Source organism: Nocardiopsis ganjiahuensis DSM 45031 (genome assembly GCF_000341085.1).
Lineage (GTDB): Bacteria > Actinomycetota > Actinomycetes > Streptosporangiales > Streptosporangiaceae > Nocardiopsis > Nocardiopsis ganjiahuensis.
Map to the genome: position 1 here is coordinate 97,406 of NZ_ANBA01000007.1, position 13,201 is coordinate 110,606.

The following is a 13,201-nucleotide window of genomic DNA, read 5'->3' on the forward strand; positions in this document are numbered from 1 at the left end:
GGCGGTGGTGCCCCAACGGCCCCGGGAGGCCGCGCCCGTACGGCGCGATCGACGGCTGGTCTACGGCTTGCTCGCACGCAGCGAGTACATCAGGGGGATGCGGGCGTGGGTGTCCGGGAAGCGGTAGTACCCGTCGGCCGACCGCTCGAAGGACGCGAACCGCGGGAAGAGCGAGGCGTCGTGCTCGTGGAGGAACTCCAGCCGCAGCCCGGCCGAGGCGAGCGCGGAGACCACATCGCCGAGCGGGTGCTGCCACTCCACGCTGCGGTTGTCGACGGTCTGGGCCCCCAGGTCCGCGTACGTTCCGGGCGCCTCCTCCACCTGGGCCCCTCGCGCGAAGTAGTCGCGCACGACCCGGGTGCCGGTCTCGTCGTCGAGGACGTCGGTGAGCGGGTGGAACTCGGCGAGGTACAGGAACCCGCCCGGGGCCAGCAGTGACGCCGCGGTCCGCGCCCAGCGCTCGATGTCGGGCAGCCAGCACAGCGCGCCGACACCGGTGTAGACGATGTCGTACGCCTCGTCCGGTACCGCCGCGGGGGCGTCGTACATGTCGGCCTCGACGAAGTCGGCCCGTTCGGGGGAGAGGCCGATCTCGGCGGCGAGTTCCCGGGCCGCCCGCACGGCCGGTCCGGAGAAGTCCAGGCCGACCACGCGCGCCGCTCCGTGCCGCGCCCACGACATCGTGTCCGTCCCGATGTGGCACTGGAGGTGCAGCAGGGTCTTTCCGGTGACGTCGCCGACCTCGGCGAGCTCGAAGTCCCGCAGTGCCTCCGCCCCGGCCCGGAACCCCTCCAGGTCGTAGAAGTCGCCGGCCACGTGCAGGGGGACGCGCTCGTCCCAGAGGGCCCGGTTGGCCGAGCGCCAGTCAGGCGGGGTGGGTGTGCTCATGGCGCTGCAAGCTACCAGAGGGGCGGGCGTCCGGTCCTGTGGTTTTCGCCCGGCACGAGCGCCCGTGCGTGTACCCGGAGGCCCCTTGCCGGAGGGTCTGAGACGGCAGGGGCCGAACCTCTGCCGAACCGCCCGGAGGCCGACCGGAGGCGGTCACACGGTCAGGGTGGTCACCAGGTAACCGACCGGGATCCTGAACGCGCCGCGGTGCTCCTCACCCGATGCGCGGACGACGTCGACGAGTCGGGCGCGGGCCTGCGGCCAGCGGTCTCCGATGGTGTGGGCTCCGCGGATGATGGGGGCGCTGTGACGGTGCATGAGATCGACGAACCCCTCCGGTGAGGCCACGGTCATGGTGAAGGCCTGCTCGGTGACCTCCGCACCCGGCCCGGCGACGGAGCCGATCTCCTCCGGGGTCTCGTGCCACGGCTCGGGCGAGTCGGGGAAGTAGGGCGCCAGGGTCTGGCGGATACGGCCGAAAAGGCCGGTGCCGGACCAGCTCGTGAACACGACGCGCCCGCCCGGACGGGTCAGGCGGCGCGCCTCGGACAGGGCGGCCCGCGGGTCGGCGGCGAAGATGATCCCGAAGGTCGACGTCACCAGGTCCGCGGATTCCGACGGCAGGGGGACGGAGGCCATGTCCGCCTCGAGCCAGGTGACGTCGACGCCCGCGGCGTCGGCCCGGTGCCGTGCCACCTCCAGGAGGGGCGGTGCCACGTCGACGCCCGCCACGGAGCGCGCCCGGTGCCGGGCCGCCGCGATCGCGGTCGCGCCGGTGCCCGTGGCGAGGTCGACGACGTCGCGTCCCCGGACGGGGAGGGCTGCGGCGAGGTCGCGGCCGGGGGCGCTCCACAGGTCTCCTACGACGGCGTAGTCGCCGGTGGACCAGAACTGGGCGGGGTCCATGTTCGATCGTTCCTTCGGTGGTCGGTCACGGCTCTCCGGTGGCGGAGCCGCTGTTCCCTCACGGGTGTGGGAGAGGAAGGGGGTGTGCGGGTGAGGGCCGCGCCCCGGTGCGGGTCGCACCCGCGCCGGCGCCCGAGCCGGTCCGGTTCACCGCGGTTCCTCCGACCGCCGCGTCTCGGCCGACGGCTGTCCGGGCACGCGGCGCAGCCGGGGGTGCAGCAGGACGAACGCGAAGACGCTGAGCATGACGGCCCCGCCGGTGAGGATGGGTAGAGGTGGCCAGAGGCTGTACAGAGCGGTGCTCGCGGTGGGGGCGATGATGAAGGTGAGTCCGATGTTGGCGCTGAGGAGTCCGGCCAGGCCGCCCTGTTCCTCCCGGGACACCAGCAGGGTGGGGCCCGCGGTGTAGCCGGGCATCGCGATTCCGAGACCGAGGCCGATCACGGCCATCGCGAGGACGAACCCGGTGATCCGGGCGTCGACCGCGAGGGCGGCGAACCCGACGACGGCGGTCGCGGTGCCGACCCGCAGCAGAGCCGGCGGCGACCACCGTGACAGGGGCACGATCACGGCCTGGGAGATCACGATGGCCACCCCGGCGGTCAGCAGGGCCCCGCCGGTGACCACTCCGGTGGCGGAGGCGTCGAGGCCGAACCGGTCCTGCGCGATGAACCCGGTGATCACCTGGATGAAACCGAGTGCGGTGAACATGCCGAACCCGGCGACGAGGAACGGCCACACGCGCGGATCGGCCGGCCTGACCGGGACGGGCGTCTCGATGAGCGTCGCCCTGGGCTCGCGCTCGAGCACCACCGCTGCGAGGAGGAGGCCTCCGGCCAGGAGAACGGGGACCGCGGCCAGGGAGGCCATCACGCCGAACCCGGCGAGGAGGCCGCCGATGAGGGAGCCGCCGATCATGGAGAGCCCCTGTGCGGCGCCGATGCGCGCCATGCCGGAGACCCGGCTCCGCTCGTCGTGGGTGACGTCGGCGACGTAGGCCTGCGCGGTGGGGACGGCCGCCGAGATCGCGATGCCGAACAGCGCGCCGCGCAGGAGCACGAACAGTGCGAACAGCGCGCCGCCGGCCAGCACCCCGGACATGCCCAGGTGGGCGACGAGCACGAACAGGGTCATGGCGGTCAGCGCGGTGAGCATCGAGGCGACCAGCACGGGTTTGCGGCCCCAGGTCTGGGACCGCCGCCCCCACAGGGCGGACGTGAGGACGAGCATGAGCGCGGCAGTGCTGATGGTGACCCCGATCTGCCATTCGGCCAGGCCCACCTCGCGTGCCAGCGGGGCGATGATCGGGTTGAGCGTCATCTGGCCGAGGTAGGTGACGAACACGACCGCCACCACGACGGAGACCTGGCGTGTGTCCGAGCCGTGTGCGTCGGCACTGCTCATGGTGTGCCCTCCTCGCGTTCCTGGCGGATGCGTCCGCCCCGCTCCGCCGCACGCGCCGTGCGTCGGTCACGGGGGACGTCCGCCGGGGCGGACGCGGTTCCGGGCGGGATCGGCGCCGCGGGCGACTGGGGTGAAAACGATTATCATGTTAATTTGAACGGTGTTCCCACCGCAAGGGCCTGCCGCCGGGCGGTGACCGCCGGTCGGAAGACGCTCCGGGGGGGCCGGAGCCGGTGGCGGGGGTGAAAGGTTGTCTTGTGACCTGCGTAGGCATAGTGTCTGCGTATGAACGCAGATGCGCATCCATGCAGTCTCGACGAGAACAGCCCCTACGTCGAGTACGCGGTGGAGATCCTCTCCCTCCTGGCCGACGCCACCCGGGTCCGCATCATCCTGGCCCTGCGCGGCGGTGAGCTGTCGGTCAACGAACTGGCCGCCCGCCTCGACAAACCCGGCCCCTCGGTCTCCCAGCACCTGGCCAAGCTCCGGATCGGGCGGGTCGTGGCCTGCCGCCGCGACGGCAACCGGATGTACTACAGCCTGGCCAACGAGCACGCGCGCAAGCTGGTCGCCGACGCCGTCTTCCAGGCCGAGCACGCCCTGGAGGTCGAGCCCGCCCACCACCGCGCCCGCATCGCGGCCCCGCGGCGCGACGACCAGGGAACGGACGGCCGCTCGTGACCGTCACCTCGTCCCCGGCCGCCCCCGCCTCAGAACACCCCCGGGTCCGCACTCCGTCACTGTTCACCACCGGAGCCCGCCTCGCCGAGGTGCGCTGGGCCGCCGCCGCACTGGTCCTGTTCCTGGCCGGCTGGGCCGCCCAGCTCCTGGGCGCCCCGGCCTGGGTGTGGTGGACCCTGTACCTGGCCTGCTACGCCACCGGGGGCTGGGACTCCGCCCTGTCCGGGCTGCGCGCCCTGAGGGAGCGCACCCTGGACGTGGACCTGCTGATGATCGTGGCCGCCGTCGCCGCGGCCTCCATCGGCCAGGTCTTCGACGGAGCCCTGCTCATCGTCATCTTCGCCACCTCCGGAGCGCTGGAGGCCGTGGTCACCCAGCGCACCGCCGACTCGGTCAGCGCCCTGCTCGACCTGGCACCCGAACGCGCCGTGCGGCTGAACACCGCCCCGGGCGCTCGGCAGGAGGAGCAAGAGGAGGTCGTGGAGACCTCAGAGCTGCGGGTCGGCGACACCATCCTGGTCCGCCCCGGCGAGCGCGTGGGCGCCGACGGCACCGTCGTCCACGGCCTGAGCGAGGTCGACCAGCAGGCCGTCACCGGGGAATCGGTCCCGGTGCCCCGCGGCGCGGGCGAGGAGGTCCTCTCCGGCACCGTCAACGGCACCGGAGCCCTCAGGGTGCGGGTGGACCGCCCGGCGGCGGAGTCGGTGATCGCCCGGATCGTCACCCTCGTCGAGGAGGCCTCGGCCACCAAGGCCCGGACCCAGCTGTTCATCGAGAAGATCGAACAGCGCTACTCCGTGCTGGTCGTCGTGGGCACCCTGCTCGTGCTCGGCGTCCCGCTGCTGTTCCTGGGCCATGACTTCGAGGCGGCCCTGCTGCGAGCGATCGTGTTCATGATCGTCGCCTCCCCGTGCGCGGTGGTGCTGTCCACCATGCCGCCCCTGCTGGCCTCCATCGCCAACGCCGGACGCCACGGAGTGCTCGTCAAGTCCGCCACCGTCATGGAACAGATCGGGCGCACCGACCTGGTGGCCTTCGACAAGACCGGCACCCTCACCCGGGGCGAGCCCGAGGTCGCCGAGGTGGTGCCCGAACCGGGACACACCGCACACGAGGTCCTGACCGCGGCCGCTGCCGCCGAACGCGACAGCGAGCACCCGCTGGCCCGCGCCATCCGCGCCCACGCCGACCGGCACGGCGCGGCACCGGCGGCCTCGGTGGAGGACTTCGAGTCCCTGCCGGGCATCGGGGTGAGCGCGACCGTGGACGGGGCGCGGGTCCGGGTGGAGCGCGCCCCCGTCGACCCCGAGGGGCCGGCGAGCACCCGGGTCCAGGTCAGCGTGGACGGTCGGGTACGGGGACGGATCAGCCTGACCGACACCCTGCGGCCGGAGGCCGCTCGCACGGTCGAGGAGATGGACGCGCTCACCAGCCAACCGGTACACCTGCTCACCGGGGACAACGCCGCCACCGCCGATCAGGTGGCGAGGGCCGTCGGCGTCGGCCGCGTGCACGCGGGGCTGCTGCCCCAGGACAAGGCCGCCCTGGTCAAGGAGCGGGAGGAGGCGGGCTCCCAGGTGCTGCTGGTGGGCGACGGGGTCAACGACGCCCCCGCGATGGCCGCGGCCACCACGGGTGTCGCCATGGGCAGGCGCGGCTCGGACCTGGCCCTGGACACCGCCGACGCCATCGTGGTGCGCGACGACCTGACGACCCTGCCCCGTCTGGTCGCCCTGTCCCGTCGGGCGCGCCGCTTCGTGATCGCCAACCTGTGCGTCGCGGGCACCTTCATCGTGGTGCTGGTGACCTGGGACCTGGTGGCCACCCTGCCGTTGGCGCTCGCGGTGGCCGGACACGAGGGGTCCACCGTCATCGTCGCCCTCAACGGCATCCGGTTGCTGCGCGAACGCGCCTGGACACGGTGATTCCGCCGACGTGCCGGTACCGGCCGTGGGGCGGGGCCGCACCCGCTGCCCCGCCCCACGGTGTCGGGCCCGGACCGAGGAGACCGTGCCGGACTCCGACCCGGACCCGAACCCGAATACCGACCCGAACCCGGGCCTGCGGCCGGGCCGCGTCCGCCTACCCGCTCCGGCCCACCCTGCTGCCGCGCGCCAGCAGGTAGAGCAGGTAGGGGGCGCCCATGATCCCGGTGACCACCCCGACCGGCAGCTCGCTTCCACCGAAGGCCGTACGCGCGATCAGGTCCGCGCAGACCACCAACAGCCCACCGCACGCCGCGGCGGGCCACAGCCCGGCGGAGCGCTCGCGCAGTATCCGCCGCGTGATCTGCGGGGCCACCAGCGCCACGAACGCCACCGGACCGGCGACGGCGGTGGCCATGGCCGCGAGCGCGGTCGCGGTGAGCAGCAGCGCGGCCCGGGCCGGCTGCACCCTGCCGCCCAGGGCGGTCGCGGTGTCCTCCCCGAGCTGGAGCAGGGACAGGGACCGGCCCAGCGCGAGCGCGACCGGCATCAGGACGGCGAGCGCCGCCCCGACCGTCACCGCGTGCGCCCACTCCCGGTTCGCCAGGCTTCCGGTGATCCAGAGCATGGCCCGCTGCGCCGTGGTCAGTTCCGCCCGGGTCAGCAGGTACGAGGTCGCCGCGCCCAGCATCGCGGTGAGCGCGATCCCCACCAGCACCAGCCGCTGACCGCTGACCCCGCGCCGGTAGGCCAGCAGGTACAGCAGCAGGGCGGTGGCCACGGCCCCGCCCAGCGCGCTGGCCGCGATCGACAGCGCCGTACCGCCGAAGACGACGATGGCCAGTACCGCCCCGGACGTCGCACCGGCGTTGATCCCGACGATGTCCGGACTGACCAGCGGGTTGCCCGCCAACCTCTGCAGCAGCGCCCCCGAGAGGGCCAGGGCCGCACCCACCCCCAGCCCGGTGAGAGCACGGGGCAGCCGCATCTCCACGATCACGTGCGTGGCCATCACGCTTCCGTGTCCGGTGAAGGCTCCCACCACCTCCTCCGGGCCCATCGCGAAATCACCCGCGGCCAGTGAGACCAGGGCCATGAACACGGCCAGAGCGCCGAGGAGGGCGCCGAGCGCGGCCTCGGGCCAGTGGACCCGCACCGAGAGGCCGCCGGCGCGGACGACCCCCGTGCCCGGGGGCAGCACCCCGGAAGAGCCCCTCACAGGCCCGCCGTCCTTCGCCGTCGCACCAGGAGGATGAAGAACGGCGCCCCGACGAACGCGGTGACGATACCGACCTGGAGTTCCTCCGGGCGGACCACCACACGGCCCACGATGTCGGCGGCCAGCAGCAAGGCGGGCGCCAGCACCGCCGACCAGGGCAGCACCCAGCGGTAGTCGGGGCCCACGAGGGCACGTGCGATGTGCGGCACGGCGACGCCGACGAAGCCGATCGGACCGGCCGCCGCCGTAGCGGCCCCCGCCAGCAACACCACTGCCAGCGCGCTCGCCCCGCGAACCAGCCACAGCCGCGTCCCCAACGACCGGGCGAGCTCGTCGCCGAGCGCCACCGCGTTCAACGGACGCGCCAGCGCCGCGGCCAGCAGCAGCCCGGCCCCCAGGAACGGCAGCGCCTGCAACAGCGCCGAGGTGTCGGCGCCGGCCAGGGACCCCACGATCCAGAACCGGTACTCGTCCAGGCTCGCCCGGTCACGCAGCACGATCGCCGATGTCAGCGAACCCAGCAGGGCCGTGATCGCGGCACCGGCGAGCGCGAGCCTGACCGGGCCGGCCCCGTCCGGGCCCAGCGAACCCACGGCGTACACCGCGCAGGCGGCCACGGCCGCGCCCAGGAAGGCGAACCCGACGTAGCCCAGCAGCGTCGACACCCCGAGCACGCTGATCGCGACGACAGCCGCCAGAGCGGCGCCCGCGTTGATGCCGAGGATCCCCGGGTCCCCGAGGGGGTTGCGGGTCACGCCCTGCACCAGGACTCCGGACACGCCCAGCGCCGCTCCCACGGCCAGCCCGGCGAGGGTGCGCGGTACCCGCAGGTGCCGAACGACCAGATCGGTGTCGGAACCGGTGAAAGCCGCGTAGGCGGCGTACACGTCGGCCGCGGACAGCGTCTGGTAGCCGATGAGTACGGAGGCCAGCGCGAGCGCGACGAGCACGGCCACTGCCGCGGCCAGCCCGGTGCCGCGTGCTCCGGGTCCGCTGAGCAGCCCGGTGCCGCCGGCCCGGGGCCGTGTCCGCCCCCCTGGCACGGCGGGGCCGGGGGAGGCGGGCCTTTCGGCCACGTGGTGAGCCATCGGCCGGCCTACTCGAACAGGTCGGAGTGGATGATCCCGGCGACCGTCGCCACCGCGGCTGCGCTGCGCACGCCCGCGGAGCGGTCGGCGAAGGTGAAGCCCTCCACCTGGCCCGCGGTGACCGCGGTCAGGTTGGCCAGTGCGGGATCGTCCATGATCTGCCCGATCTGGTCGGCGGCGTCGGCGGAGGTCATCTGCGCGTCGCAGCACACGTCGACCAGGATGAAGTCGGGGTCGCGCTCGATCACGTCCTCGGTGGCCACGGTGTGGTTGCGCCTGCTGTCGAGGTCGGCGAAGGCGTTGACCCCGCCGGCCAGGTCGATGATCTCGGTGGAGAAGTCCGGCCCGCCCGCGACCCGGAACCCTTCGTCGCTGGGCCGGCCGATCATCACGGTGGGCCGGTCCTCCGGCGCCACCCGGCCGTCCAGGGTCTGGGTGACCCCCTCGACGGTGGCCTCCATGTCGGCGATGACCTGTTCGGCCCGTTCCTCGGTGCCGAACACCGCGCCCAGGTCCCGCAGGTCGGCGTAGACGCTGTCCATCGTCACCGTCGCGGGATCGATGGTCTCGTCGGTGCGGCCGTCCTCGCTCGGGCACAGCGGGGACAGGATCCAGCTCTCGGCGCCCAGCTCGCGCAGGGAGGCCCGGGTGCCGAAGCTCTCGTCGGTGAACGCGTCGTTGAACCCGGAGAACACGAAGTCGGGTTCGTGGCTGAGCAGTTCCTCGCGGCTGGGCAGGTTCGGGTAGTACTCCTGGTCGGCCTGGGCACCGGTGTAGGCGTCCATGACCTGGGCGTCCAGGAACGCCGTCCCGACCAGCCGGTCGCTGATGCCCAGCGCGTGGGCGGTCTCGATGGCGGGCTGGTAGGCGGCGAACACCCGTTCCGGCGGGCCCGCCACGGCCACGTCGACGTCGCAGTTGCGGACCGTGTCCCCGGCTGCTTCGGGAGTGGGGGAGGAGGGGGTTCCACCGCAGGCGGTCAGTGCCAGCAGCAGGGCGAGGGCGGCGGCGGAACGGGCACGGCTCAGGGCCGCCCGTGCGTTGGTGGGCTTCATCGAACAAACCATCCTTCGTGGTTTGATGACGCGGACGGTCGCAGCCGGTCTCCTGGCTCCCGGAGTCGGGCTGTGCGCCCCGCGACCTCCCCCCTTCCCGGACCCGTGCGGGTCCGGTGGTGTCGGGGAGGCGCCCTCCGGTCACAGTGGCGAGGACCGCGCCGGATTTCCACCGGCTTCCCGTGCACTGCGACGTCGACGAAATGAACTTGTGTCGGTAATCAACGGATCACGGTAGTACATGGTTTCCCGTCCGGTGCTGTCCGCTCCCCCGAAGCCCGGCGGTAGGGCGGGCGGTGCCCGCGCGCCGACCGCGGACGGCGCACGTGGCCCGCGCCCCCGACCGCGTGCGGCGTATGACTTTGGATGGGGGCCGGGCATGAAAGGCCATGACTTTGGAGGGTGTCGGCGCTCGAAAGCGCCTCGTTACGCTGCCCCGGTGAAGACGATCAATGATGGTGGAGCGCCCGATCCCGTTCGTGAGGAAAGCCCGGCCAGGCCGCGGAGGAGGCTGTGGCGACGGGTCCTGGTGATCACCGCGGCCGTGGTGCTCCTGCTGGGCGGAAGCGGGGGCTGGCTGGTCCACACGTACGGTCCGTACTTCGGCTTCCACCTGTTCCCGCCCTCACCGCAGAGGTACGCGGACGTGGCACTCGACCTGATGGAGCAGGGCTACCACGCGGACGGAACGGAGTGGCGGGACGCACGGGAACGGGTGCTGGAGGCCGCTGACGGCGCCGAAGGCTACGCCGACCTCCACGGCGTCCTGGCCGAGGCCGCGGACGTCGCGGGTGGGAACCACTCGTTCTTCCTGACCCCGGACGAGGCCGTCGACTCGGCCGACTCCGCGGCCACCGGTTTCCGGGCTCCGGCGGTCACCGTGGACGGCTCGGTCGCGACCGTCGTGGTACCCGAGATCGGCAGCGTCTCCGAGGAGCTCCAGCAGCGCTACGCCGACGTGGCCGCCGCGGACGTCGCCGCAGCGGCTCCGGACGTGTGCGGGTGGGTCATCGACCTGCGCGACAACACCGGCGGCAACATGTACCCGATGCTGTCGGGGCTCTCCCCGCTGCTGCCGAACGGGACCGCGATGCACTTCCGGACGGCCTTCGGCGCGGAGATGGACGTGACCGTCCAGGACGACGGGGTCGGCATGAACGGCAACAGCATCATCAGTGTCGAGGAGGCGCCCAAGGTCACCGACCAGCCGATCGCCCTGCTCCAGAGCGAACGGACCGCTTCGAGCGGCGAGGCGGTCCTCACCGCGTTCCGAGGGCTGGATCCGGTGGAGTCCTTCGGATCCGACAGCGCCGGGTACACCTCGGGAAACACCGTGCACACCCTCTACGACGGCGCCGAGCTGGTCCTCACCAACAGCGTCTACGTCGACCGCGACGGCGTGAACCTCGACGAAAAGCCGATCCGGCCCGACCATCCCACCGACGCGGCCGAGGACGACGCCCGCCAGTGGCTCGCCGACGCGGACTGCGGGTGAGCCGCCGCCCGGGACTCAGGGCTCCAGGAACTCGGACAACGTGACGCCCTGCTCGGGCAGCCCCGAGTTCCGGGCACCCGCGCGCAGACCGTCGAGCATGAGGACGAGGTGCCGGTCCGTGCTCTGTCGTGCCAGCTCGACGGGCAGCCCCGGGACGGGCCGCAGCAGTGCGGCGAGCACCATGACGAGATCGGCCGCGTCGATGTCGGGGCGCAGGTCACCCTCCTCCTGCGCCCTGCGCACGATCCGGTCGAGGACGCGCATCAGGACACGGCGCAGCCGCTGGTTCTCGGGGTCCTCCCTGAGCTCGGCCCAGGTGCCGGCGAACCAGATCGAGAGCCAGGTCGCGAGCCGCAGCTCGGTGGCGGCCCGGCGGACGAACCGGGACAGCCCGCTCCAGGCGTCGGCCTCCTCGTCCTCGGCGGCCCGGGCGATCTCCACCACCCGCTCGAAACTGTCGAGCGCCACGCCGCGGATGAGCGCGGACCGGTCGGGGAAGTGGCGGTAGACCGTGCCGACCCCGACGCCGGCGCGGCGGGCCACCTCCTCGGTGGGGACCTCGGCTCCCCGTTCGGCGATGAGGTCACGTGCTGCCTCGACGATGCGCCGACGGTTGAGGCGGGCATCGGCCCGCATACCGCGCTGTGGTTGCTTCGTTGTCATGATCCCACTGTATCCGGAGGGATCTCTACTGTATATTGTCCATAAGTGGAGGGATGTCTATCGATTGGGGGTGTGGTCATGTTGGACGAGATGCTGACGCGGATCGACTACCACGGTGCTCTGTCCGTGCACGCGGACACGCTGAAGGCGCTCCACCGGGCGTGGCGCCGAGCGGTCCCGTACGAGAACCTCGACATCCAGCTCGGTCGGCCGATCAGGCTCGACGGGGAGGCGGTCTTCGACAAGTTCGTCCGGCGCGGGCGCGGCGGCTACTGCTACGAACAGAACGCCGCCCTCGCCATGCTGCTGCGGGCGGCCGGGTTCAGGGTGACGGTGGTCGAGGGCGCGGTTCTGCGGGAGTCGCGCGGTGAGGCCATGTGGGGGAACCACTGCGCGCTGCTGGTCGATGTCGGCGACGAGCGGTGGCTCGCGGACGCCGGGATCGGTGACGGCTTCCTGGAACCGCTGCCTCTGCGCGAGGGGCCCCATGTCCAGAGCGACCAGGAATACCGCCTCGAGCGGCTCGATCCGGACACCTGGCGCTTCCACCACCGTCCCGGCGCGACGATCGCCTCCTACGATTTCCGGCTGGAGCCGCGCGAGATCACGGACTTCGCCGAACACTCGGACCGGCTCTCCTCGTCCCCGGAGTCCGCATACGTCACCACACTGATGGCGGCGCGGCCCGTATCCCGGCACACCCACCTCCTGCTCTCGCGCACGGTCCGCGTGCTCGGCAGCGACAGCGCCCCATCGCAGATCGCGAACTCCGACGACTTCGCCGCCATCCTGCGGGACACCTTCCTCATCGCGCTCGGAGATCTCGGCCCCGGTGCGGTGGAGCGGCTCTGGGAGGCCGCCGGGAGCCAGCACGACCTGTGGCGATCGCGTGCCGCACGGGAGGCCGAGCGCGGCTGAACTTCGCTGACAGCCCGTCGTTCGGTCCCGGGGTCCAGCGCGGACCCGCGCGGGTGAAGGGAAGCAAGGCCGGCACGCCGGACCGGGCGTCTACCGGATGTGCGCCCCCCGCTGTTCCGGAATTGACGGAAACGAGCGGCCCGGGTCACCGGTCCGTGACCGCCCGGTGCTGGAGTCGGAGGAAGCCGGGAGCCGGCCCGATGGGGCAGGCCCCCGCTGACCGGACCTCGAACTGGCCCCCACCAGATCGGAGCAGCGATTTTGTCCTCCCCGCCCTCCGGCCCCAGTGACCGCCCTCCCCCGGAGGAGAACTCCGCCGAGGGGGTACCACCCGTCCCCCGATCCGCCGTGGTGGCGATCGTTCTCCAGGCGCTCCTCTACCCGGTCCTCCTGGTCTACGTGGGGAAGCTGATCGTCGGGTTCGGTGCGCTCCTGGCGCTCATGTTCCTCGTCGACCAGGTGTTCTTTCCGCTGCTCTTCGGAATCCCACTGATCCTGGTGTTCGGACCGGTGTCCTTGCTTCTCCGCCGCCACCTGAGGTCCACCGGGTTCCCGAACCCCACGCCGGCGACCGTGCTGTTGCTGTCGGCCTCGCTGCTGGGTGTGTTCCACGCGCAGAGCGCGGGCGTTCTGAGGTGGGAGGACTCCGGCTTGGCGGCCGCGGCCTGGGCCTCCGTCCACACCCTGACCGCGGCGTTCGGGCTGATCCTCGTCCGGCTCCACCTGGACTCGTACCCGATCGGCGCGATGGCCCTGATCATGGTCGGATCCGTGGCCCTGGCGGCAACGGTCTCCTGGGGAGCCACGTGGATGGCCCAGGAAAGCGAACTGGACCGCCGGGTCCAGCAGCACCCGGGCTACGAGCAGATGAGCCCGGTGGACCAGGACATGCTCCGCCAGCAGTACGAACGGGGTGAGGAGCCCGGCCGGATCGCCCCGCCGTAGCGGTGACTAACATG

General features: G+C 72.4%; 12 protein-coding genes and 1 riboswitch. Of the genes, 5 read left to right on the top strand and 7 right to left on the bottom strand.

The features are described 5' to 3' along the window. Positions 1-60 precede the first annotated feature (60 nt). The 3 genes from D458_RS0107150 to D458_RS0107160 all read right to left on the bottom strand — a co-directional run bounded on the left by D458_RS0107150 (position 61) and on the right by D458_RS0107160 (position 3,198). On the bottom strand, positions 61-888 hold the full coding sequence (locus tag D458_RS0107150; RefSeq protein ID WP_017586042.1) for a class I SAM-dependent methyltransferase: 828 nt from the start codon (positions 886-888) through the stop codon (positions 61-63). A 153-nt stretch (positions 889-1,041) separates the two neighbouring features. Beyond that, positions 1,042-1,794: a methyltransferase domain-containing protein gene (locus D458_RS34780; protein ID WP_017586043.1), complete on the bottom strand. Its 753-nt coding sequence runs from the start codon at positions 1,792-1,794 to the stop codon at positions 1,042-1,044. A 147-nt stretch (positions 1,795-1,941) separates the two neighbouring features. After that, complete coding sequence (locus D458_RS0107160; RefSeq protein ID WP_026119072.1) at positions 1,942-3,198, bottom strand: MFS transporter; 1,257 nt, start codon at positions 3,196-3,198, stop codon at positions 1,942-1,944. A 285-nt stretch (positions 3,199-3,483) separates the two neighbouring features. Between D458_RS0107160 and D458_RS36035 the strand changes: the two genes are divergently transcribed. Beyond that, entirely contained in the window at positions 3,484-3,879 is a 396-nt protein-coding gene (locus tag D458_RS36035; protein ID WP_051049615.1) for an ArsR/SmtB family transcription factor, read from the top strand. Beyond that, positions 3,876-5,804 (top strand): heavy metal translocating P-type ATPase, encoded by a 1,929-nt coding sequence (locus D458_RS0107170; protein ID WP_017586047.1) that lies wholly within the window; start codon positions 3,876-3,878, stop codon positions 5,802-5,804. Before D458_RS36035 ends, D458_RS0107170 begins: the two co-directional genes overlap by 4 nt. Before the next feature lie 157 nt (positions 5,805-5,961). Here the strand turns inward: D458_RS0107170 and D458_RS0107175 are convergent, their stop codons facing one another. Genes D458_RS0107175 through D458_RS0107185 form a run of 3 tightly spaced genes read right to left on the bottom strand, consistent with a single transcriptional unit; the run spans position 5,962 to position 9,166 of the window. Then, positions 5,962-7,023: a FecCD family ABC transporter permease gene (locus tag D458_RS0107175; protein WP_040702234.1), complete on the bottom strand. Its 1,062-nt coding sequence runs from the start codon at positions 7,021-7,023 to the stop codon at positions 5,962-5,964. Next, positions 7,020-8,111, bottom strand: a complete 1,092-nt coding sequence (locus D458_RS0107180) for a FecCD family ABC transporter permease (RefSeq protein ID WP_026119073.1) — start codon at positions 8,109-8,111, stop codon at positions 7,020-7,022. The genes D458_RS0107175 and D458_RS0107180 overlap by 4 nt, the downstream gene beginning before the upstream one ends. Before the next feature lie 8 nt (positions 8,112-8,119). Beyond that, positions 8,120-9,166: an ABC transporter substrate-binding protein gene (locus tag D458_RS0107185; protein WP_017586050.1), complete on the bottom strand. Its 1,047-nt coding sequence runs from the start codon at positions 9,164-9,166 to the stop codon at positions 8,120-8,122. 25 nt (positions 9,167-9,191) lie between these two features. After that, positions 9,192-9,373, bottom strand: a riboswitch (cobalamin riboswitch). Positions 9,374-9,605: 232 nt separating this feature from the next. Here D458_RS0107185 and D458_RS0107190 point away from each other — a divergent pair. Continuing rightward, positions 9,606-10,661 (top strand): S41 family peptidase, encoded by a 1,056-nt coding sequence (locus D458_RS0107190; protein WP_026119074.1) that lies wholly within the window; start codon positions 9,606-9,608, stop codon positions 10,659-10,661. Positions 10,662-10,676: 15 nt separating this feature from the next. On the opposite strand, the gene D458_RS0107195 is transcribed toward D458_RS0107190, so the two are convergent. Then, a complete protein-coding gene (locus D458_RS0107195; protein WP_026119075.1) occupies positions 10,677-11,324 on the bottom strand; it encodes a TetR/AcrR family transcriptional regulator in 648 nt (215 codons plus the stop codon). Between the two features lie 78 nt (positions 11,325-11,402). On the opposite strand from D458_RS0107195, the gene D458_RS33130 reads away from it, so the two are divergent. Together D458_RS33130 and D458_RS0107205 are read left to right on the top strand one after the other, a co-directional pair. After that, positions 11,403-12,242, top strand: coding sequence for an arylamine N-acetyltransferase family protein (locus D458_RS33130; RefSeq protein ID WP_152521072.1), 840 nt, complete (start codon positions 11,403-11,405; stop codon positions 12,240-12,242). A gap of 348 nt (positions 12,243-12,590) precedes the next feature. Continuing rightward, positions 12,591-13,187, top strand: coding sequence for a hypothetical protein (locus D458_RS0107205; protein WP_152521073.1), 597 nt, complete (start codon positions 12,591-12,593; stop codon positions 13,185-13,187). Positions 13,188-13,201: the final 14 nt, after the last annotated feature.

Excerpts from the sequence above, each read along its gene's own strand:
- D458_RS0107195 (WP_026119075.1), bottom strand. The coding sequence starts at position 11,324 with ATGACAACGAAGCAACCACAGCGCGGTATGCGGGCCGATGCCCGCCTC.
- D458_RS0107160 (WP_026119072.1), bottom strand. The coding sequence starts at position 3,198 with ATGAGCAGTGCCGACGCACACGGCTCGGACACACGCCAGGTCTCCGTC.
- D458_RS0107150 (WP_017586042.1), bottom strand. The coding sequence starts at position 888 with ATGAGCACACCCACCCCGCCTGACTGGCGCTCGGCCAACCGGGCCCTC.
- D458_RS0107185 (WP_017586050.1), bottom strand. The coding sequence starts at position 9,166 with ATGAAGCCCACCAACGCACGGGCGGCCCTGAGCCGTGCCCGTTCCGCC.
- D458_RS34780 (WP_017586043.1), bottom strand. The coding sequence starts at position 1,794 with ATGGACCCCGCCCAGTTCTGGTCCACCGGCGACTACGCCGTCGTAGGA.
- D458_RS36035 (WP_051049615.1), top strand. The coding sequence starts at position 3,484 with ATGAACGCAGATGCGCATCCATGCAGTCTCGACGAGAACAGCCCCTAC.
- D458_RS33130 (WP_152521072.1), top strand. The coding sequence starts at position 11,403 with ATGTTGGACGAGATGCTGACGCGGATCGACTACCACGGTGCTCTGTCC.
- D458_RS0107180 (WP_026119073.1), bottom strand. The coding sequence starts at position 8,111 with ATGGCTCACCACGTGGCCGAAAGGCCCGCCTCCCCCGGCCCCGCCGTG.